This is a genomic window from Phormidesmis priestleyi ULC007, assembly GCF_001895925.1.
Taxonomy (GTDB): Bacteria; Cyanobacteriota; Cyanobacteriia; order Leptolyngbyales; family Leptolyngbyaceae; genus Phormidesmis_A; species Phormidesmis_A priestleyi_A.
The window spans coordinates 1-21197 of record NZ_MPPI01000004.1; the positions used below are offsets into that span (position 1 = coordinate 1).

Below are 21197 nucleotides of genomic sequence, written 5' to 3' on the forward strand. Positions count from 1 at the left end.
CTTAGGATCGTGGATTAAATAACCTGTAAAAGTCCTCTGATTTGTCATTGCCGAGACTTTTGCCCCCTAAATCCCCCACGAGTGGGGGACTTTGAAACTGGAGTCTTGGCTCAAAGTCCCCCAGAATGGGGGATTTAGGGGGCTGAAGCCGACCCAAACGCAACGACAATTTGTGTACACCGTAGCTTATTAGGGAGAGGGCGAGAAGTTACACCTTAATAAATCCACGTTCCTTAGACGTTTGTCAGAGCAAGTCTGGATCGATTCCCATTTCTTTTAATTTGGCGGCAAGACGCTGGGCAACTTCTTCGGGGCTGGGGAGGCGGTTTCCTTGAGGGTCATACCAATAGAGCCACTCTCTTGCCCAGCCCCGATAACTGCCTTGTTCTCTGCCGATCGCTAGTCCCATTTCAGGAATCCAAACAGGATCACCTGGTTGCAGTACATAGTCTTTGTCAATCAAACGATAAACTTCTAGGGGTTCATAGCGATCGCGTTGACTATATTCAGGGTTATAAACTACGTAATACAACACACCCATTCGGGCATAGTCTACTTTTTTCGTGTCATATTCATTTCCATAGGTCTTAGAAACAAACTCTAGAACCAGTAGGGGAACAACATTGTTTTCTTCCCAAACCACGTAACTCAAGCGACCTTTAGGGCTTTTGACCCGATCGACTCCCAAGCTCAAAAAACCATCTGGCACGATCGCGGGCGCTTTGGGTATGTAATAAATTCCTAAATTAATTCCCCAAAACCAATCGGTTCGTTTTTGCCAATACCAGGTCAAAATTGCTGCTAAAAGGCTAGGGACTAAAATTTGAAGTTCACTATCCACAGGGGTATGGTCAGTTTCGGGCAGATCTTCAGCCGATGGTAGTTGTAACGGGTTGTGCTGTAGCATGACAGCCCTCACAGTTAGCGTGGTGTCTTCTATTTTAAGCGAGTGAAGCGCGATGGCTGATTTCATCGTCTCGTCTGCAAGGTATCCTAATTTATGGGCAAAACCAACCTCAATTGAGAAAGATCTGTGCTTGACCTGAAGCTAATTCGCGAAAATCCAGCATTCGTTCAAGAGAAACTTAACCAGCGTGGCGGCGGTTATGATATTCAGCCGATCGTGCAGTTTGACCAGCAGCAGCGAGAACTAGAGAAAACGCGATCGACGCTTCAGGCACGCAGCAACGAAATCGGTAAACTAGTCGGACAAAAGATCAAATCGGGCAGCGATCCAAAAGGTGAAGAGATTCAAGCCCTGCGGGATGAAGGCAACCAGATCAAAGCTGAGTTGGGCGAATCGGAGCCGCAAGAAAAAGACCTGAAGGCGCAGATTGAGACGCTGTTGTTAACGTTGCCCAATCTGCCCGGTGACACGACTCCGATCGGCAAAGATGAAACCGAAAATGTAGAAGTTCGGCGGTGGGGCGATGAGTTTAAGCCGCAAGGTGGAAATTTTCTACCCCACTATGAGATTGGCGAAAAGCTCGGCATTCTGAACACCGAACGGGCAACAAAAGTCGCTCAAACTCGATTTGTGGCATTGTTTGGAGCAGGTGCGGCGCTAGAGCGGGCGTTGATTCAGTTTATGCTCGATCGTCAAATCGCAGCAGGCTACCTCGAAGTTTTGCCGCCGTTTTTAATCAATACTCAATCCCTGATCGCTACAGGACAGTTACCCAAATTTGCGGAAGAGAGCTTTAAGTGCAGCGACGACGATCTGTGGTTAGCACCTACGGCTGAAGTGCCCGTCACAAATCTTTATCGAGATGATGTTTTGGCGGCGGACAGTTTACCAATTCATCACTGTGCCTATACGCCCTGCTTTCGACGTGAGGCTGGCAGCTATGGCAGAGATACCCGTGGGCTGATTCGACTGCACCAATTTAATAAAGTGGAATTGGTTAAAATCGTTCATCCCAGCACGTCTGGGCAGGAGCATCAAGCGTTAGTGCAGAATGCGGAGGCGATTCTTGAGGCGTTGAAGTTGCCTTATCGGACGATCGAGCTTTGTACCGGAGATCTAGGTTTTGGCGCTGCAAAATGCTACGACTTAGAAGTTTGGCTACCTTCGACTGGCACTTATCGCGAGATTTCAAGTTGCTCAAACTTTTTCGATTTTCAAGCCCGACGCGGCAATATTCGTTTTAAAGAAGCCGGACAAAAAGGAACGCAGTTTGTCCACACGCTGAATGGTTCAGGGTTAGCGGTGGGTCGGACAATGGCAGCCGTTTTAGAAAACTATCAGCAGCCCGACGGGACAGTTCGACTACCCGACGTGTTGCAGCCTTATTTGAAGCGCCAAACCTTGTGATTTCTTTCTCCTTCTTTGGGATCAATTCTGGAGTGAAGTTTTGTGACGACCCAGCTTGCACTCTAGAATAGAGAGATGTCTTCATCGGAGCTTACAGGTCTTAGCCTATGTCAGTTTTGGCTGTTGTTGCCCTTCTCGCAGTCCTGATCTTCGTACACGAACTGGGTCACTTCCTGGCTGCGCGACTTCAGGGAATCTATGCAAATCGCTTCTCGATCGGATTTGGCCCCATTTTGTGGAAATATCAGGGATCGCAAACCGAATATGCGCTTCGTGCCTTGCCCTTGGGCGGGTTTGTGGGCTTTCCTGATGACGATCCTGATAGCAAAATTCCGCCCAACGACCCAAATTTGCTGCGAAATCGTCCGGTGTTAGATCGGGCGATCGTGATCAGTGCGGGTGTAATCTCAAATCTCTTGTTTGCTTATCTTGTGCTGGTAACTCAACTGGCGATTGTCGGCTTGCCCACTAGTTTTAACTATCAAGCGGGCGTAATTGTGCCGCAAGTGGTGTCTAAAGATGCCGTCGCAGCCCAAGCGGGGGTGAAAGACGGTGATTTGATTGTTGCGGTGAATGGTCAGACGCTAGAAGCTTCAGCGAAGGCGACTGATAGTTTGCGTCAAGCGATCGAATCAAATCCTGGCAAGCCCATTCAGCTACAAATTCAGCGTCAGGGAGAGCCTGTTTCGCTGACCGTTACGCCTAAAGCCGATGACAAAGGAAAAGGTCGGATTGGTGTGCAGCTTCGACCGAATGGTCAAACGGTCTATCAGCGTCCGAGCAATCTTTTGAGCATTTTTGGCATCGCTGCCGAAGAGTTTCAGCGCATCGTGGTGCTGACGGTGCAAGGGTTTGGACAGTTGGTTAGCAACTTTAGCAAGACCGCAGAACAGGTAGCGGGCCCGGTGGCGATCGTCGCGACGGGTGCCAAAATCGCTCAAGCCGATTCTGCTAGCTTGTTTAATTTTGCCGCTCTAATCAGCATTAATTTGGCAGTCATTAACATCCTGCCTTTACCCGCTCTCGACGGCGGTCAGCTTGCCTTTTTGCTCATCGAAGGCCTGCGCGGAAAGCCTGTTCCGACTCGCATTCAAGATGGCGTAATGCAAACTGGATTGGTGCTGTTGCTGAGTTTGGGCGTTTTTCTGATCATTCGAGACACCGTTAATCTGATTCCGCAGTAGTGAGTATTACGCGCAAGATTTCTGCAAAAAAACAGCGTGCATTGGAGATTCTGATTCGCCTCAAGCGTCTCTACCCCGAAGCTCCTTGCACGTTGGATTATGAAACGCCCGTTCAACTGATGGTGGCGACGATTCTGTCGGCTCAATGCACTGATGCGAGAGTCAATTTAGTCACGCCAGAGCTATTTCGGAGATTTCCAGATGCGGCAGCGTTGGCAGGGGCAGACGTGGCAGAGCTTGAAAATCTAGTGCGCTCTACGGGTTTTTATCGCAACAAGGCGAAGAATATCCAAGCCGCGTGTCAGATGATCATGACTGAGTTTGGCGGTCAAGTGCCCAGAATGATGGAAGACTTGCTCAAGCTTCCGGGTGTGGCTCGCAAAACGGCTAATGTGGTGTCTGCTCACGCCTATGGCGTAAATTTGGGGGTCACGGTCGATACTCATGTCAAGCGACTGACTTATCGCCTCGGACTCACTAAAAACACCGATCCCGTTAAAATTGAGCGAGATTTGATGAAACTAATTGCTCAACCTGAGTGGGAAAATTGGTCAATTCGGCTGATCTATCACGGTCGCGCAACTTGCATGGCCAGAAATCCGCAGTGCGATCGCTGTGAGCTTGCTGATCTCTGCCCCTCGGCAAACTTGTCTGAAAAACCGACGCTAGAAGCAACTAGCCCAGTTTTGTAAGGGCATGGCACGGCCGTGCCCATTAGCTTTGCCAGTAACCAATATTATTTAATCCGCGATCCTTGGCGCGATCGCAGCAGGAATCTCAAATCTATTTTGCCACTCGCTCGATCAATTCGGTAGAATGAGAGGCACTGTCTTTAAAAGGGTCAAAATCTTCATGGCTAAGAAGAGCATGATTGAGCGGGCTAAAAAACGCCAAGAAACGGTGGACAAATATGCTGAACAGAGAGCAGAGCTGAAAGAGCAGTTCGCAAAAGCGACGACTCAACAGCAAAAGCTGGCAATCCATCGTCAAATTCAGCAATTGCCTCGCAACAGTGCTCGTGTGCGGGTGCGGAAGATTTGCTGGGTCACGGGTCGTGCTAGAGGCGTATATAGCGACTTTGGTCTGTCTCGCCACGTCTTTCGTGAAATGGCCCACCAAGGGCTTTTGCCAGGTGTGGTTAAGTCAAGCTGGTAGAAAAGTTTTGAGTTACGAATTTTGAGTTTTGAGTTAGAAATGCTGATTGACTCAATACTCAAAATTCAACGCTCAAAGCTTTTTTATTGGTTTTTATTGCCCACAACAGCGATCGATGCCTAAACTATCTAGCAGAATGTCACTGACTGCATTGGCGACCGCGAACTCGCTATAAAAACTTTGAGAAAAATCAAAGGCTTGCATTTCTGAAATGATCGCAAGCACCAATGAGCCTAAATCATTCTCGTCTTCCATGCGCTGCCGCACGTAAATTTGAGCAGCCCTTTGCGCGATCGTGTGATTAATCGCTTCTGGCAAAAATTCTTGATCTAGCCATTTGTGTAAGTTTCGCTGTAGCCACTCTCCTTCTTGCACTGGATTAGTGGCTGCGGGTAGCGTGATCGGTGGGATGGGTTCAACCATTTGCTATGACACCTGCAACGATCAACGAAACTATCCAAACTATACACTCATCGCTTTGTCATTGGTCACTCTCGCAACTCATCGAAAATAACCCTTTATGCAAATCGATGTGCCATCCATTATTGAAGGATATGCCCAGGGTTATTTTTTAATGGCAGATGAGTCGGGGCACGATTTGGACTGGTATTCGAGTCGAGAACGGACGTTAATTCCGCTGGATGGGCGGTTTCGCTATCCACGATCGCTGCAACGAGTTTTAAACCAAGACCGCTTTACGACTGCGGTGAGTCGAGACTTTAAAGCGGTGGTGGAGGGATGCGCCGATCGCGAAACCACCTGGATTTCTGAGGAGCTTAAACAAGTCTATTGGGCACTGCATCACGCAGGGTGGGCACACAGTTTTGAAACCTGGCAAGGCGACCAACTTGCAGGCGGCATTCTAGGCATTGTGATTCGCGGCGCTTTCATTGGGGAGTCAATGTTTTTTAAGATTCCAGACGGCTCGAAGGTGGCAATGGTCAAACTCGTCGAGCGGCTGCGAAACCGAAAGTTTGTGCTGTTTGATGCTCAAATGACGAACCCGCACTTAGAGCGATTTGGGTCGTATGTAATCAACAATCGCCTCTACAAAGATTTGTTGAGACAAGCTTTAGAGCGCAACTGCTCACTTGAGTAGTGCGATTAAGGATCGGGAATTAAATAACCTGTAATTTTTGACGAGCTTTGTTCATAGCCTCACTCGCCCGGAAATCAATTTCCAGGCTAACAGCGAAAGTCCTCTGAACAGGACTGGAAGAGAAAGGCTAGACCTCAGTCCGTTTCAACGGACTTTCGCTATTAGCCCGAACTTCTAGTTCAGGGCGGACAAGCACCGCAGCGAAGAGCACTGAACCTTAGCGTTGAATCAGCAATTTCGATTAACAAGAAAACTTCATCCGGTGCAGGATGATGGTTGAAATAAGCCCGACGATCGACCTGCACAACTGCAATATCCGGTTCGGGTTCAGAATTGGGACGAATCGTGATGGGTAATGGATTGCGAATAAAGGCGCGATCGCCCAACAAACGCGTCAGATAATTTCCTGCCCATTGAGTCGTCGAAGCGTGAGGAGGATTTTGAGGACTCATCTGAATAATTTTTCCTTCTAGCAATTCAACCTTATCGTCTGTGGTGAGAATTCCCGCCTCAATCATGCAGTGATATTCATCAACGCTCCACAGACGCAACGGAATTGCTGGGATTGTTGACCCAACAAACGCTTCAGTCTGGGCCATGCTGCTATCCCTCCGGTTGATACTTTTTAAGGTTGCCGCTCAATGATGCCGCCGCCGAGCAACACCTCTCCGTCATACCAAACGGCGGCTTGACCGGGCGTGATGCTGAACTGGGGGTCATCAAACACAATTCGCACACGAGAATCTTCGATCGGAATCACCGTCGCAGGCACCGCAGAAGACCGATATCGAATCTGAACTTCGGCATGAATTGGGGTCGTGGGTGCCGCAATCGAAACCCAGTTGACGCGCTGTACCGTGCAACCTGGATCTTGAGCTTCAGAGCGATCGCCCACAACGACCCGATTTCGTCCGGGGTCGAGTTCGAGGACATAAAGCGGTTCGCTGTGGGCGATGCCGAGTCCTTTGCGTTGTCCGATCGTGTAGTGATGAACGCCTTCATGTTGACCCAAAACGGTTCCCGATCGATCCACAATGTCGCCCGTTTGGGGCGTGATGTATTGGTCGAGAAACGCCCGCATCGAGCCGTTTGCCTCAACCAGACAAAGATCTTGGCTTTCGGGCTTGTCGGCAGTGTGCAAGCCAAACTCAGCCGCAATGCGTCGCGTCTCAGTTTTGGGCTGTTCGCCCAACGGAAAGATGACTTGAGAGAGAATATCTTGCTCCAAGTCGTAGAGGAAATAGGACTGGTCTTTGCTGCGATCGACGGCGCGAAGTAATTGATAGCGTCCTGTCTGCTCGTCGTAACGAGTTCGGGCATAGTGACCTGTGGCGATCGTATCGATGCCCAATTGCTCACGCGCATAGTTCAGCATTGGCGTAAATTTGACCGCCTTGTTGCACTGAGAACACGGGAGCGGCGTAATGCCATCGCTGTAGCCAGACACCAGATAATCGACAATGTTTTCTTGAAAGCGATCGCGACTATCCACGATGTGGTGGGGAATGCCTAAAAAGTCGCAAAGTTTGGCAGCGTCTACCATGCCTTCTGAGCAGCACTGACCCTTGCCCTTCATCAACCAAAGGGTTACGCCAACGACATCATAGCCTTGATGATGGAGAGCGGCTGCGGCAACTGAGCTATCGACTCCGCCGGAGAGTCCTACCACAACTTTGTTCATGGAATGAAATATGGAAAATTAAATTCTCTTATAGGCTAACACCTCAGCCTCTATCCTTTCTGCTTCTGCGATCGTGGGTTTGTGTTAATATGACCGGAAAATTTTGCAGCCGAGGGGTTAATCTACATGACTTGCGTTTCGCCCAGTGTTTCTCGCCAAAATCGATGGAAAAGAATCCAACGCTCGGTCTCATTTATCGTATTGGGAGGATGCTTATCTGGGTTGATCGCCCCGATCGCGGCGGCTCAGTCTCCTGGTTTTCCCTTACCGCCTGCACCGCCTGCGACTCCTGTGCCTCCGCAGACATTGCCGACTCTGCCAGTTGAGGGTACGCCGCTTCCCAGCGATCGGGTTTTTCAGGCACCGATCAATCAGCAGCCAGTTCCGATCGCCGCTCCGAGCAATCGTCCGCAATATCGAGTGTTTGTGAATGGTGACAGCGCTCTGTTGTTGCAGCAAGTCAGACGAGTAGAGCCACAGGCATTTATTCAACAATATGGGGGGCGGCAGGTGATTCAGGCGGGTGTTTTTAGCACTGAGGCAAATGCGCGTCAGCAGACCGAAGCTTTAGCGGCGCAGGGAATTGCGAGCGAGATCAGCACCTCTAATATGGGATCGCTACCCGGCGGAAACAGCGCTAGAGGCTATTATGTGGTTGTCCCAGAAGGTCGATCGGACTTGAATGACTTGCGCGATCGGACGATTCGATTAGGGGTTCAACAAAACTCGATTCAACTGCGAGATCGTCCGTTAGGCCCGCATTTGGCAGTGGGCCCGTTTGCCCAGCGCCAGCAGGCTGAGACGATGGAACGCTATCTGAGAGACAAGGGGAACTTAGATGCGCGGATCGTTTTCGATCGCTAGGTAAATTGCCCCAGCGTCCATCCCAGCCCTAAGCCAATCCATGAGGTCACGGTGAGCAGAGTGCAAGTCTGGACGTTGTTGAATTCTGCGGTGAGGAGGTCAATTCGGGCTAACGCTTCGGCAGAAAGAATCAGGATAATCGGCATGAAGAGCTTGAGCCAGTTGAGCACGATCGACGCGAAGGCGGCTGCAACAATGAGCGCACAAAACGCCACCGTATCAGAAGTAAACCATCGCGAAACCAAGTGGCTCAGGCCCGTCAGTAGGTTGATAAACATTAGGGCCAGCACCAACGCCCACGCGATCGCAAAGGCAAATGCTGCCCAAGAGTGAGTGGTTGATGCCAGGAGATTGCCAAACGTGATGTGGGCTGCTAGCAGCAGGGCGAGAGACACCCAGGGAAGTTTTTTAGGAGCAACCATGAGAACTGGATTTGAACTAAACGACTCGATTTTGGCGGATGCACTCAGCGTACCAGTGGTAGCTGGCTTTGGGAATGCGCTTTTGGGTGCGGTAATCGATGTAGATGATGCCAAATCGCCGATCGAACCCCCACGACCACTCAAAATTATCCATTAAACTCCAGACAAAATAACCGCGAACCGGATAGCCTTCGTCAACTGCACGATGAACGGTTTTGAGATATTGACGAAGATAAAGAATGCGATCGCTGTCGATCACTTCTCCCGATCGAGTCACTTCGTCCTGAGCAGCACAGCCGTTTTCGGTGATGTAAACCGGGAGATCAGGGCGATCTAACGTCTCACTAACATGACGAATTCCCCAATAAAGACTTTCTGGCACAATCTGCAACCACGGCATGTGCATCGCTGGATAGCCTTTTGGAAAATCAATCCACTCACAGCCTTGAGAATTATTTGCAGCCCGGATGTAAGCACCCGTGTAAATGTTTAACCCTAAAGAATCGATCGGCTGATGAATGGTATCTAAATCCCCAACTTGAATATCAGGGGCATCGTTGCCCAACTGGTCTAGCAATTGCGAACTATATTCACCCGTAATGGCAGGATAAATGATTCCACCATTGCCGCAGTGATAGGGAAAGGCATTTTTAGCCGCCTCGATGTCATCCGCCGACTCGGTTAGAGGAACGGTGATGCCGGGGTTATCCACCAGCGAAATCAAACAGGGAACCGGAGACACAGCCCGAATTGCCTGACAGCCCAATCCATGAGCCAATAACGCATGATGGGAGGTTTGCCAAACTTGTTTTTTAGACTTTACCCGCGTTCCGGGGGCGTGTTTTGGCGTTTGGTTTACGTCATAGCTCATGTGCGTAAAGCAAGAGATTTCGTTCAGCGTCATCCAGTTTGTGATGCGATCACCCAATCGGCTCACCACTGCCGTCACATAATCGGCAAAATCCTGCGCCATTTCTCGACTTTGCCACGAGCCATATCGGTCTTCTAGCGCTTGAGGGCTATCCCAATGAAATAAGGTGGCGTGGGGTGTGATGTCATAGGATCGGAGACAATCCACCAATCTGCTGTAGAAGTCAATGCCCGCCTCGTTTACCGCACCGCGACCATCGGGAATGATGCGACACCAGGAGATGCTAAAGCGATAGTGTTTAATGCCCAACGCTGCCATCAGTTGGATGTCTTGCTCGTAGCGATGGTAGTGGTCACAGGCGATCGCGCCCGTGTCTCTGTTGAGGGTGCGTCCTCGTTTGGCGCTAAAGGTGTCCCACACGCTAGGTTTGCGTCCGTCTTCTTTGACGGCTCCCTCGATTTGATAGGCGGCAGTTGCAGCACCCCACTCAAACGTTTCTGGAAATTGATAGCTAGACATCGTTTGAGGTTTTTTGGAGAGCAACACGACTGATGAAAATTAACAGAATGGTGAGGCTAGGCAAGAGAATCGCGCTGAGGACGATCGGAGTTGTGGGCGCGATCGTCACCAGCGGGGCAGCGTATTTGATGAGGAGAGAGAGGGCGATCGAGAGTAGCAAAACCTTGAGAATGAAAATAAAGCTATCCATACAGGCGATGGGTCAAATGATTAATCTTAGGTTAACGTCAGTTTGACAGAAGTGATTGGCCACGATTGTGAATCCGGGAAGCCCCCTAAATCCCCCAGAATGGGGGATTTAGGGGGCTGAAGCCGCTCAAAACGAAACGAAAAGCCTCGTGGTCGAACTCACGTTAGGTTAAGGCAAAAAACCAGCGTTGCTGAATCTGGCTCTGAGTTGCCCCCAGTTGACTTTAATGAGTCTTCACAAAGAAGTCAAAACTAGGCGACGAAGAGGCACAGATACCATTACTTCAGCATGACGGGTCAATACGCTCTCGCGATGGGTTGATACGTTCTCTTGACAGGCTAATAAGTCCTCTCAATGATTTGATTCAGTCTCTCAACGACTTAATGCGTTCTCTTGACAGGTTAATACGTTCTCTCGATGAGGCAACTTGTTCTCTCAATGGGTCAGTATGTTCTCTTGACCGGGTGAAACCGCGATCGGCTCATCTCAAAATCCCTCTGGAATCTGAATTGTTTAAGAGATTGATTTTGTTTGTGTGAGGGCAAATTCATCGATTCACATTCCCAACTCAGCAACGCCAAAAAACCTTCTTAAGTTGGGCTTTCTAACAACGCTTGGAAAAGAGCGTTTCCTCGAATAGTGTCAAAATCTGCATCTGATTTTGCGTTTTCTCGTACTCTAGGATCGAGTGCAATTGCTTGGGCTAAAGATTCGATCGCGAGTGCAACATTGTTTTGTAGTGCATAACATTTGGCTTTGTTGTAGAGAGCAAAGGCATTCTCTGGTTCAATCTTGAGGACTCGATCGTAGCTAATAATAGCGTCATCGTAACGCCCTAATCTTTGCAGAATTAAACCTCGATTGAACCAGGCTGCATGTTTGTCTGGTTTGGATGGCTTTGTCATAACTCGCGATTGCCTCGTCATATTTCTGTAAGTTGGCAAGACTACTGCCCCGTCCATACCAGGCTTCATGGGAGTCAGATTTGAACTCGATGGCTTTGTCATAACTCGCGATTGCCTCGTCATATCTCTGTAAGTTGTCAAGACTTATGCCCCGGTTAGTCCAGGCTTCATGGGAGTCAGATTTGAACTCGATGGCTTTGTCATAACTCGCAGCCGATTCGCGGTAGCGGTTTAAGAAAGACAATACATTCCCCTGAACATAGAAGGTTGTGAAGAGAAAATCCTTCACCCACACCCATTGAGCCTCTTCGAGATCAGCGTCAGACTTTAGCGTCAGTTGCTCTAACGGGTGAGCAATCTCTAGCACTCTATTTAGGCAGCTAAGACTCTGTTGATATCGCTCTAGCCCATAGAGTGCAAAAGCAAAACCCTGCAACGAAAACATCATTTTTCCAGGCTGCCGCTGACTGAGTTGCAATAGAAGCCGAGTTAATCGCGGAATCCACTCACCCACCTCAACCGAATAGCCTTTCCCTTCGATTTGCCCATCGCGAGGTTCTAAAATGCCTTTCCTAATCAGATAAGGCAACGCTTCATGAATCCGCCGTTTCCACTGCCACTGTTGCCAAACCGTTCCTCCCAGCATTAGATGCGCTGTAGACACAATCACAAATTCTTTTAGCTCCACATTCAGGCTCCGCAGCAAATCTACCGCATCATAGATAGGCACCGCTCCCACATGCTGTTTGACCACTTCTTGATATTGCTTCTCCCAAGACCCTCTCACGGTGCCCTGATAGTTTTGCGGGGTTAGCGGCAAGCTCTGATCTTTCATCCTCTGCAAATTCAGCACGACATTTTTGAAGGTGCGATCGTTCTTCCGCGCCAATGCTGGAAAATTTTCTGGCGTTGATTGAATGCCCTCAATATTAGGAGTGATTTGCTCAAACAGTTGAATGATCGTCTCATCTTCAACCTCATCCATTTCATAAGCCTCAAATCGCTGCCATAGCTGCGGATACTTAGACCACGCTAATTTATCAAATTCACTAAGTTTGTCAGGTTTGTCAGGTTTGTCAGGTTTGTCAGGTTTGTCAGGAGTCAGAGAATCTGGTTCATTCCTGGCGATCGCTAATACGCGAAGGCGATCGGCTCCGACAAACCGCTCATAAGCCTCTAGGGTTCGCAGAAGCCGCTCTTGTAAAGGAACAATGGCAGGTTGCATCGGGTCGTCAACTTTAGGCGATTTGCGATCGCGCCCTTGCTCCATCTGCGAGTGCAAATCGTCTAAGAAAAACAAAATTTGCCGATTAGTCCCTAATTTGCTTTCGGGTAGTTCATTAGGTGCATCTAACCACCCCTCAGACCTCAGCCTCAAAACCGTCCATCCTTGCCGACTCATCCGTTCTACAACCTCTGCGGCTTCCCGTGTTTTGCCAAGTCCGCTCCGCCCCAAAATCAAAACCCAGCCGCGATCGTCTAGCAGTTTCCGAAGGTCTTCCCCAATATTTCGCCCTGCAACGCGTTGTTGGTAAGGAATATTATGATCAGCGAGTTCATCCGTGCGCCCTTCAACCATTAATCTCTGTAGGGCGACTTCATTCGGCTTGAAAACCTCAAACGGGAACTGATCCAACGAAACAAGCTGTTTACGCTGTTGTTGACGAAACCACCAAGCAAACTTGCCGATCGCCAATAATATTCCTGAGCCAAACACAAAGCCAATAAGGTCTTTGTTCGCAGTGAAGAATTGCAGGATGGGGCTTAAATCCACAAGTTCAACCCAGAATATTTTAGGATTAAAAATAATTATAACCTTCGTCTCAAACTCTTCTAGTCTTCGCGTTGTGTTTAATTCGATGGCTATAGGCTCAAGATCTAACGTTAAGGAGCGTGGATTTATTAAGGTGCAACTTCTCGTACTCAACTAGAGTGTATATCAGTTCGTTGATGGCTCCGTTTGAGTCGGCTGGTGCCCCCTAAATCCCCCATTCTGGGGGACTTTGAAACCGGGAATCTTGGCTCAAAGTCCCCCAGAATGGGGGATTTAGGGGGCGAAGATCTCAGCCATGACAAATCAAGAGATTTGATTACAAGATTGACAGGTTATTTAATCCACGCTCCTAAGCAGGTCTATCTGCTCTTTAACCCACTGACGAAATGCTTTTAGCGCTTTGTTTCTGCCAACAATTTTGCTCTCCCTCAAATATCGTGGGATCGCCTCGCTCAACGGCAAATTTGGAAAGATTGAGCTTTCTGGTGACTCTTCATAGCGATCTTGCCGCAAAATGTTGATTTGCAGATTTCCATTCTCAAACCGCCATAGCTCAGGCACCTTCAATGCTGCGTAAATGCTGCGGTGAGTTCGAGAAGTCACATCAATTTCGAGGGCTAAATCGGGGGGAGGGTCGATCGAGAGATCCAGTCGCTTCTTACCTCGAATGGCTGGCTCATTCTGAATATAAAAGCACTGGTCAGGCTCAATTCCTTTCAGCATCCCTTCACTTTTATAGGTGGTAGAACCCAAACTCCGAAACTCAATGTCTAATTCTTCTAAAAGGTCTTTGATCAAATCCCCGATAATTTCTTTATTATCTTCATGTTCGGGCAGAGGAGCCATGATTTCTAGCAGTCCATTCTCATAAGCGATCCGAGCGGCACGATGTTCGCCTAGCTCCTCTAGAACTCTTTCAAATTCCTGCCACGTAATGTCTTGCAGCACCACTCGTTGCCCTGGTGGAATTTGAATTCGACTGAGTTCCAATAGCATTTTCTACCTTAGATAAACGTGAGTTCGACGAGTTTTTTCGCTTCGTTCTCAGCGGCTTCTGCCCCCTAAATCCCCCAATTTGGGGGACTTCAAGCCAAAATTTCTGGTTCAAAGCTCCCCAATTTTGGGGGATTTAGGGGGCTTCCCGAATTCATCATCGGAGTGAACCACTTCTATCTAACTCACGTTAGATAAATGGCTGATCCTATTCTAGAAGTAGATACAACAGAAAGCCCGATCGCTGAGATTCTCCTGACAGCGATCGAGCGATTTAGTTCAGATTTCGCGAGTATCTAAGAGGATGTTTGAAAAGTCTCCGTTGAGCGCCTAGCCCGCCCTGAACTGAAAGTTCGGGCTAACGGTGCGAAGTCCTCTGAAGAGGACTGGGAGAGAAATGGTCGTTTCAGTCCGGTTCAACGGACTTCGCACCGTTAGCCCCGTTGCCGAAGGCACTTGCGAAGCAACCTCCAATCCGGGGCGGGACAGCAACGCAGCAAAGAGATTTTCTATACTTTTCAAACGTCCTCTAAGCCGAAGTCACCGTCGGTTGGCTTTCATCAACATGAGGATTCAATGCTAAACCCACCCGTGAAATGCCCGTAAACAGAATGCTTGCTCCGACCAACGTACCTAACAGCCAGGGTGCATCAAACGGGAACTGAAACCAAATCATGCCGCCTAACAGTAGCGTAACAATGCCATTACCCAATACCCAAGTCCAGTTGGGTTGCGGACGGAGCCGGAACGCCAAAATTAGCTCAAACACGCCTTCACTGAGCAAGAAGCTACCCAACAAGATGGTCAATGTCAAAATGCCAGTTAGGGGAGAAACGAACAACATAATCCCCGTTCCGATATAGAGGAGGCTTAACAATAGCTTCCAAATAAAGCCGCCTTCTTGACGAGTTTGAAAGGCATATCCCACCTTGGCAAAACCTGCCGAGAGCAGGATCAGCGCAATCCAGGTTTCAGTGACGATCGTCGAAACTCTTGGCACCAAGATTCCAGCCAATCCGATCACAATTAAGAGAATACCAATCCAAATTGACGGATTTTTGCCCGGTTGGGTGGTGTCGGGTGAAACATTGGTAGTCATATAAGACTTTTCCTATACCTGTGTGAATTTCACCTTTAGACTAGGAAACTTCTGATCAGTTAAGTAGCTCCTTAAGACAGAACTGCGATCGTAAGTGATCAGACTTTAGCTAGAGACTGCTTTAACCAAACCGACCTTGCACATAATCTCTTGTGCGAGATTGAGACGCTGCCATAAAAATCTGAGTCGTAGCGCCAAACTCAACGAGTTGACCAATCCGACTTTCATCGGTGCTAAAAAAAGCCGTGTATTGAGAGACGCGAGACGCTTGCTGCATATTGTGAGTCACGATCGCGATCGTCAGTTCATGCCGCAAACTATCGATTAGTTCTTCAATTTTCATTGTGGCGATCGGGTCAAGCGCCGAACAAGGCTCATCCATCAGCAAAATTTTGGGCTTGACTGCCAGCGCACGAGCAATGCACAGACGCTGCTGTTGTCCCCCCGATAGTCCCAATGCCGACTTACTGAGATTGTCTTTGACCTCATTCCACAGTGCCGCACTACGCAAGGCAGATTCAACAGTTTCGTCTAGGCTGACTCGATTAGGGCGGCTAAACACTCTCACGCCATAGGCCACATTGTCATAAATGCTGCTCGGAAAAGGATTTGGCTTTTGAAATACCATCCCAATCTGGCGACGTAATCGATTGAGATTGACCTGACGGCTGTAAATGTCTTGACCAAAAAACTCGACTTGACCTTCGACACGCACCACTCCTTCAAGCTCACTAATCCGATTGAGGGCTTTGAGAAAAGTAGATTTTCCACAGCCAGACGGCCCGATAATGGCGGTGACTTGCCCTTGATAGATATCCATTGAGACGGACTCGATCGCCTTCTGGCTACCATAATAAAACGCCAAATCTTTGACCCGCAGCGCTGGAATTAGATCGCTGGTTGATGAAGCGTTGATTGCTGAATCATGAAAACTAAACTGCATAATCTAACGATTCTTGAAACGATTAGAAGTAACAATACGCGATGCAATATTAACGAATAAAACAATGCCAACGAGAATCACAGAAGCGCTCCACGCCAGTTTGTTTTGCTCGGCATAAGCAGAACTGGCATAGTTATAAATCATCACGGATAGAGAAGCAGTTGGACTCGTCAAACCCTCAAACCAATTTTGGCTAAACAGCGCCGTGAATAGCAGCGGAGCCGTTTCTCCTGACGCACGAGCCACCGCCAGTAAAACGCCTGTAGTAATTCCAGGTAACGCAGTCGCGATCGTAACTCGGAACACAGTTTGAAATCGACTTGCCCCCAAAGCAGAAGACGCAAGCCTTAACGAGGTGGGCACTAACTTTAAAGCTTCTTCGGTAGCTAAAATGACGATCGGCAGCATGATAATCGACAGGGCAAATCCCCCTGCTAATGCTGAAAATCCTTTAACCGTCAACACTACCACCGCATAAGCAAACACTCCCACCACGATCGAGGGCACACCACTTAACACAGTCACCACAAAGCGAATCAATTGAGCGATCGCTTTTCCTTGACTAAATTCCGCTAGATAAATAGCTGTTAATATCCCCACCGGAATGCTAATCAGAGAGGCAATTCCGACCATAATTAACGTGCCGACGATCGCGTTAGCAAACCCATTGGGTACGCCTTCCATGCCCACTGGAGCAGGTAAATTAGTCAACACTTCCCACTTTAAGCCTGGAACGCCCTGACGCAAAATCTCTAGCAAGATTGCGAGGAGTGGTAACAGCGCAAGTCCTGAAAGTAGGAATGCGATCGTCGTCATTCCATAATTAAATACCGTTCGTGCCGGAGACAACGGGCGACAAAGTTCTGGAGTGATTGAAGTCTGCTTCATGATTGACCGTTCGCGCTCAGAAACTTGACCATGACGATCGCGATCATATTGACGATGAGGGTTAAGGCAAACAGAATTAATGCTAGGTACATCAATGCGCCAATGTGCAGCCCATCACTCGCTTCAGCAAACTGATTGGCTAACAGAGCCGGAATGGTATTGCCGGGATCTAATAATGAAAGGCTAATCTGATCGGAGTTGCCAATCACCATTGTGACTGCCATCGTTTCACCCAACGCTCTGCCTAACCCCAACATTGCCGCACCTAGGATGCCAGAAATAGCAGACGGCAACAGCACTCTAAACGTCGTCTCCCATGGCGTTGCACCCAGAGAAGCCGAGGCGCTGCGAAGCTCTTTGGGAATGGCAATTAACACATCGCGGCTAATGGCTGCGATCGTTGGCAAGATCATAATGGCTAAAATAATGCCTGCAATTAACATACTTGGGCCCGCAGGCTCAGAATTAAAAATAGGAATCCAGCTAAAGTGCTGAAATAGCCATTGTTGAATCGGCTGTAGGAATGGAATCAGCACAAAAATTCCCCACAAGCCCACAATCACACTCGGAATCGCGGCAATCAGTTCGACAATAAACGCGATCGGCGATCGTAACCAGGGCGGCAAAAAACTTTCACTCGTGACGATCGCCACCGCCAACCCAATCGGCAGGGCAATGAACAGCGCGATCGCAGAACTCACCAACGTGCCATAAATGTAAGGCAGCGCTCCAAATACGAGTTCATTAACGTCCCAGTTTTGAGTCCAGAGAAAGCCTAAACCAAACTGCTCGATCGCGGGTCGGGCTTGCCCAAAAATCACCCAACTCATCCAGCCTAGAATGACCACGACTGACACAGAGACTCCCTGAACAAGCCAGGTAAACCCCTGGTCAACTAGAGAATGATTGCCCTCTTGACCCGTGAGATTGACCCCTTGAAGCATGTCTCGACTGATGGATTTCTTGGCAGGTTCAGGAGATGCAGTCATACCAATTTCATGTGTGAACGGGGTAGGGGCACGGCCGGCCGCGCCCCGGATTATTTAGAACGCAAAAGTCGTCCGAATGGTGCCGATATACGTGGTGTCGTTGCTGTTGTTGTGTTCTGGGTTAAAGATCACGATCAAACCCGGTGTGATCGAGATGTTGTCATTGATACGATAGCGATAAAATCCCTCAAGATGGAGAGACGTATCGAGGTCGCGACGACGCGCTTGATTAACCAACGGGTTTCTGACTCCATAGTCACTGCCCCCTGCTCTAGGAGGCTGACCGACGACAAGACCTAACAGGTTGCCTTCTTTCAAGAAGTCAGGAAACGCTAGCGTCACTGCCCAGTTCCAGATATCGGCTTTATCGCCCCTGTTGATGATCGGGTCAGCAGGCGTGCCGCCCCCTGTCTTCCGTGCTTCTGCGCGAGTGTAGCCACCCCATGCCGAAAGAATCATGCCGGGGCTGAGCCGGAAACTCCCCTCTAGCCCAAAGGCATTGGTGGTCGTCGGCGTGATGGTGGTAGCGTTGTTAAACGGGCTGTCAGCAAATGCGCTTCCAGTGCCGCCTGAGACTCCAGAGCCATTACGGTAAAAAGCATTCACATAAGTGAAACCAAGACTCAATGCGGGGCTTGGTTGAAACACCAGTTGTCCCAGCGCGGCATAGTTGCCGTTAAACAAGCCGTTGCCGTTAATCGGGTTGCTCGCGACTCCTGTTGGCACTAGGTAGCCCAAAGAAAGGTTAAATTTGCTGCCGAAGGTGAATTCGGAACCAAATTTATGATTTAGGATCAATCCGGTGCCTGTGCCTGCGCGGTAGATGGGGTTAAATCGACCAAAGCGTGAAATCGAACCGTTGGCGCTAGACTCTGTAGGACTTAGCGTTGGAATGCTGTCGTTATATTCAAGCCCATCATTGGTGCCCGTGCCGATAAACACCGTCGTCAGATCGCCGAGCGGGAAGCGATATTCTAGACGCGAAAGTTCAACAGCATTGCCTTGATCGCCATCAAATCCTAAACGGGTCATGTTGGTGCCCGTTGTTGCGACGTTAAACTGGACAATGTTTCTGGCTTGCAGTCGAGTTCTCAAACGATCTTTCCCTGAGAAACTCGTATCGAGGTTGAGTCGAACCCGATCGCTAAACGTTGTGTTTTCGCGCACACCTCGACCGTTTGGCAAAAACGTGTTGCGTCGTGCTTCTCTCTGAGCATCCGTTCGTTCGTTATCGACTTGACGCTGCTGGTCAGAGTTGAGCGCCCGATCGCCGCCGATCGCGCCATTGACTGCAAAGATCACCTCTCCAGTCAGCTTAGTTGTCGTCGAGAATTGCTGCTTTTCTAGCGTGGTTGTGCGAGCTTCGAGTGCGTCTACCTGACCCCGAAGCGTTGCCAACTCAGCCGCAAATTCTTCTTGCAGCCTTTGCAGAGTTACCAGATCTTCTTTTTTGACCAAATCAGCCGTTGCCGCCGCAATTAATTCGTTGACGCGATCGAGACACGCATTTAAGCCCGCCGCAAACTCAAAGCGAGTCAGTGCGCGATTGCCGCGAAAGGTTTTGTCGGGATAACCGACAATGCAACCATACCGTTCTACCAGCGATTGCAGTGCCTGAAATGCCCAATCAGTGGGTCTGACATCTGAGAGTTGCGACACTGATGTCACTTGACCCATCACTGTAGAAGAGTTTTCGGGGAAAGTGTCGATCGAACGCAGAGTCTCAATGGATTGCGGAGCCTCGATCGATACTGGCTCTTGGGCTAAAACTGATTGAGCAGGATTATTTGAGCGCGGCGCTGCGATTGATACTGGCTCCTGGGCTAAAACTGGTTTAACATCGGTCTGCGCGGAGGCAGAAGTAGCGAGCAATGCCGTCACACCCATTGGGGCTACTAATAGAGATCTCCAGATAATTTGAGACATTTCAACTCCTCACACTAAAAACATTGAGAACACAAACATTAGAGAGTCGCGATCGGGTCAATCAATCATGGTTGACCATAGACTAATCGTTCGTAGAAGCATTCTCAGGGAACGTTCCTACGAACGATTGACTTAACGACTAAGGCTTGACTTCACTCTTGACCGCTTGTAGAGCGCGGGTTGCCGTGTCAGACGGAATGCGCGTATAGTCAAGCCCATTGTTGAGCGCTTGACCATCAGTCAATACCCACTCTATCCACTTCTTCATTGCCGCCGCTTTATCCGGATCATATTGCTTGTAAACCATCATCCAAGTCAGCCCCGTGATCGGGTAGCCAGATTTGGGATCGCCTTCAAACACGCGGAAGTTATCGGGAAACGTAACGGTCGAAAGGGCTTCGTTTGCCGACTGAACCGACGGCATCATAAACTCGCCCTTCTGGTTTTGCACCTGAGCGATCGACAGATTGTTTTGCTTGGCGTAAGCATATTCAACATAGCCAATGCTGTTAGCGGTGCGAGACACCTGAGCCGCAACGCCAGGATTTCCCTTGCCCTTAATGGGGTTAGTCGTCCATTTAGGAGCCGTGCCGACACCCACTCTGCCCTTGAAATAGGGGCTAACTGCACTCAAGTGGTTGACAAAAATAAACGTGGTGCCACTGCCATCGGCGCGGACAACACTCTTGATTTCTGTGTTGGGCAGATTGACACCTGGATTGTCTTTCACGATTTTAGGATCGTTCCAGCGAGTAATGCGCCCTGCAAAAATTTCGGGTAGAGACGTGCGAGAAAGTTTGAGGTTAGAAACACCTGGCAGGTTATAAACTACGGCAACTGCGCCGCCTGCGGTGGGCACCAAAATCACCCCTTTTCCGACTTTTTTGATATCGTCATCCGTCATAGCAGCGTCACTGCCGCCAAAATCGACCACTCCGGCGATGACTTGTTTGATGCCGCCACCACTGCCGATCGCCTGATAGTTGACTTTGATGTCAGGATTTTTTTTCTGAAACTCAGCGATGTAGCGTTCATAAAGCGGAGCCGGAAATGTCGCTCCTGCCCCGTTGAGCGTGACTGCTTGAGCGATCGCTGTGAGAATCGGTGCAAAGGCGATCGCTGCGGTGACAACCGAGGTTGTCAATGTTCGACGAAAAGCAACTGTTGAAAAAGCCATTGTGCGTTCCTCAAGCAAAGACTGATTAGAAATTGAGTGATCAATCAAACAATCTCTGACAACCCTACAATTTAAGTGGTTAAGCACAAACAAACGGATGAATAAATAATAGTTAATTTTGGGTAAAGTTCAGTTTAAGATGAACTTTGAGCTAAGTTTATCTCAGTATTTCGGCTTAAAACAGCTAATATTTATGCTTACAGG

The 21197-nt window shown here is 49.0% G+C and carries 22 protein-coding genes; 6 read left to right on the forward strand and 16 right to left on the reverse strand.

From position 1 onward, the window contains the following. Nucleotides 1–244 precede the first annotated feature (244 nt). Nucleotides 245–973, reverse strand: a complete 729-nt coding sequence (locus BRW63_RS04960; RefSeq protein ID WP_317615799.1) for a Uma2 family endonuclease — start codon at nucleotides 971–973, stop codon at nucleotides 245–247. A gap of 60 nt (nucleotides 974–1033) precedes the next feature. On the opposite strand from BRW63_RS04960, the gene serS reads away from it, so the two are divergent. The 4 genes from serS (at nucleotide 1034) to rpsN (ending at nucleotide 4653) form a co-directional block, all read left to right on the forward strand. Beyond that, nucleotides 1034–2314: a serine--tRNA ligase gene (gene serS, locus BRW63_RS04965; RefSeq protein WP_073069817.1), complete on the forward strand. Its 1281-nt coding sequence runs from the start codon at nucleotides 1034–1036 to the stop codon at nucleotides 2312–2314. A 107-nt stretch (nucleotides 2315–2421) separates the two neighbouring features. Further along, a complete protein-coding gene (gene rseP, locus BRW63_RS04970) occupies nucleotides 2422–3498 on the forward strand; it encodes an RIP metalloprotease RseP (protein WP_073069818.1) in 1077 nt (358 codons plus the stop codon). Continuing rightward, a complete protein-coding gene (gene nth, locus BRW63_RS04975; RefSeq protein ID WP_073069819.1) occupies nucleotides 3498–4190 on the forward strand; it encodes an endonuclease III in 693 nt (230 codons plus the stop codon). Before rseP ends, nth begins: the two co-directional genes overlap by 1 nt. 160 nt (nucleotides 4191–4350) lie before the next feature. Continuing rightward, entirely contained in the window at nucleotides 4351–4653 is a 303-nt protein-coding gene (gene rpsN, locus BRW63_RS04980; protein WP_073069820.1) for a 30S ribosomal protein S14, read from the forward strand. Nucleotides 4654–4746: 93 nt separating this feature from the next. Here the strand turns inward: rpsN and BRW63_RS04985 are convergent, their stop codons facing one another. After that, on the reverse strand, nucleotides 4747–5076 hold the full coding sequence (locus tag BRW63_RS04985) for a hypothetical protein (RefSeq protein WP_073069821.1): 330 nt from the start codon (nucleotides 5074–5076) through the stop codon (nucleotides 4747–4749). 97 nt (nucleotides 5077–5173) lie between these two features. Between BRW63_RS04985 and aat the strand changes: the two genes are divergently transcribed. Then, nucleotides 5174–5752 (forward strand): leucyl/phenylalanyl-tRNA--protein transferase, encoded by a 579-nt coding sequence (aat, locus tag BRW63_RS04990; RefSeq protein WP_073069822.1) that lies wholly within the window; start codon nucleotides 5174–5176, stop codon nucleotides 5750–5752. Between the two features lie 179 nt (nucleotides 5753–5931). Here aat and BRW63_RS04995 read toward each other — a convergent pair whose 3' ends face one another. Together BRW63_RS04995 and mnmA are read right to left on the reverse strand one after the other, a co-directional pair. Then, entirely contained in the window at nucleotides 5932–6351 is a 420-nt protein-coding gene (locus BRW63_RS04995; RefSeq protein WP_073069823.1) for a Uma2 family endonuclease, read from the reverse strand. A gap of 26 nt (nucleotides 6352–6377) precedes the next feature. Further along, nucleotides 6378–7433 (reverse strand): tRNA 2-thiouridine(34) synthase MnmA, encoded by a 1056-nt coding sequence (mnmA, locus tag BRW63_RS05000; RefSeq protein WP_073069824.1) that lies wholly within the window; start codon nucleotides 7431–7433, stop codon nucleotides 6378–6380. Between the two features lie 126 nt (nucleotides 7434–7559). Between mnmA and BRW63_RS05005 the strand changes: the two genes are divergently transcribed. Continuing rightward, nucleotides 7560–8297: an SPOR domain-containing protein gene (locus BRW63_RS05005; RefSeq protein WP_073069825.1), complete on the forward strand. Its 738-nt coding sequence runs from the start codon at nucleotides 7560–7562 to the stop codon at nucleotides 8295–8297. Here the strand turns inward: BRW63_RS05005 and BRW63_RS05010 are convergent. From BRW63_RS05010 to pstS, 12 genes are all read right to left on the reverse strand, one after another. Further along, entirely contained in the window at nucleotides 8294–8719 is a 426-nt protein-coding gene (locus BRW63_RS05010; protein ID WP_073069826.1) for a hypothetical protein, read from the reverse strand. The genes BRW63_RS05005 and BRW63_RS05010 overlap by 4 nt on opposite strands. Before the next feature lie 16 nt (nucleotides 8720–8735). Continuing rightward, entirely contained in the window at nucleotides 8736–10109 is a 1374-nt protein-coding gene (locus BRW63_RS05015; protein WP_073069827.1) for a GH1 family beta-glucosidase, read from the reverse strand. Continuing rightward, on the reverse strand, nucleotides 10102–10299 hold the full coding sequence (locus BRW63_RS05020) for a hypothetical protein (RefSeq protein ID WP_073069828.1): 198 nt from the start codon (nucleotides 10297–10299) through the stop codon (nucleotides 10102–10104). Before BRW63_RS05020 ends, BRW63_RS05015 begins: the two co-directional genes overlap by 8 nt. 590 nt (nucleotides 10300–10889) lie before the next feature. After that, nucleotides 10890–11225, reverse strand: a complete 336-nt coding sequence (locus tag BRW63_RS29890) for a TPR end-of-group domain-containing protein (protein WP_143162005.1) — start codon at nucleotides 11223–11225, stop codon at nucleotides 10890–10892. Beyond that, complete coding sequence (locus BRW63_RS29770; RefSeq protein WP_143162006.1) at nucleotides 11122–12978, reverse strand: tetratricopeptide repeat protein; 1857 nt, start codon at nucleotides 12976–12978, stop codon at nucleotides 11122–11124. Before BRW63_RS29770 ends, BRW63_RS29890 begins: the two co-directional genes overlap by 104 nt. Nucleotides 12979–13314: 336 nt before the next feature. Further along, a complete protein-coding gene (locus tag BRW63_RS05030) occupies nucleotides 13315–13974 on the reverse strand; it encodes a Uma2 family endonuclease (RefSeq protein ID WP_073069829.1) in 660 nt (219 codons plus the stop codon). A gap of 526 nt (nucleotides 13975–14500) precedes the next feature. Then, nucleotides 14501–15070 carry an HdeD family acid-resistance protein gene (locus BRW63_RS05035; protein WP_073069830.1) on the reverse strand — a complete coding sequence of 190 codons (570 nt, stop codon included), beginning with the start codon at nucleotides 15068–15070 and terminating at the stop codon, nucleotides 14501–14503. A gap of 121 nt (nucleotides 15071–15191) precedes the next feature. Next, the gene (pstB, locus tag BRW63_RS05040; protein ID WP_073069831.1) at nucleotides 15192–16013 is read right to left on the reverse strand and encodes a phosphate ABC transporter ATP-binding protein PstB; all 822 of its coding nucleotides are present in this window, start codon (nucleotides 16011–16013) and stop codon (nucleotides 15192–15194) included. Nucleotides 16014–16016: 3 nt separating this feature from the next. Next, nucleotides 16017–16901 carry a phosphate ABC transporter permease PstA gene (gene pstA, locus BRW63_RS05045; protein WP_073069832.1) on the reverse strand — a complete coding sequence of 295 codons (885 nt, stop codon included), beginning with the start codon at nucleotides 16899–16901 and terminating at the stop codon, nucleotides 16017–16019. Beyond that, nucleotides 16898–17890: a phosphate ABC transporter permease subunit PstC gene (gene pstC, locus BRW63_RS05050; protein ID WP_073069833.1), complete on the reverse strand. Its 993-nt coding sequence runs from the start codon at nucleotides 17888–17890 to the stop codon at nucleotides 16898–16900. The genes pstA and pstC overlap by 4 nt, the downstream gene beginning before the upstream one ends. A 54-nt stretch (nucleotides 17891–17944) precedes the next feature. Continuing rightward, entirely contained in the window at nucleotides 17945–19816 is a 1872-nt protein-coding gene (locus BRW63_RS05055) for an iron uptake porin (RefSeq protein ID WP_073069834.1), read from the reverse strand. A 139-nt stretch (nucleotides 19817–19955) separates the two neighbouring features. Beyond that, on the reverse strand, nucleotides 19956–20993 hold the full coding sequence (gene pstS / locus BRW63_RS05060) for a phosphate ABC transporter substrate-binding protein PstS (RefSeq protein ID WP_073069976.1): 1038 nt from the start codon (nucleotides 20991–20993) through the stop codon (nucleotides 19956–19958). Nucleotides 20994–21197 lie beyond the last annotated feature (204 nt).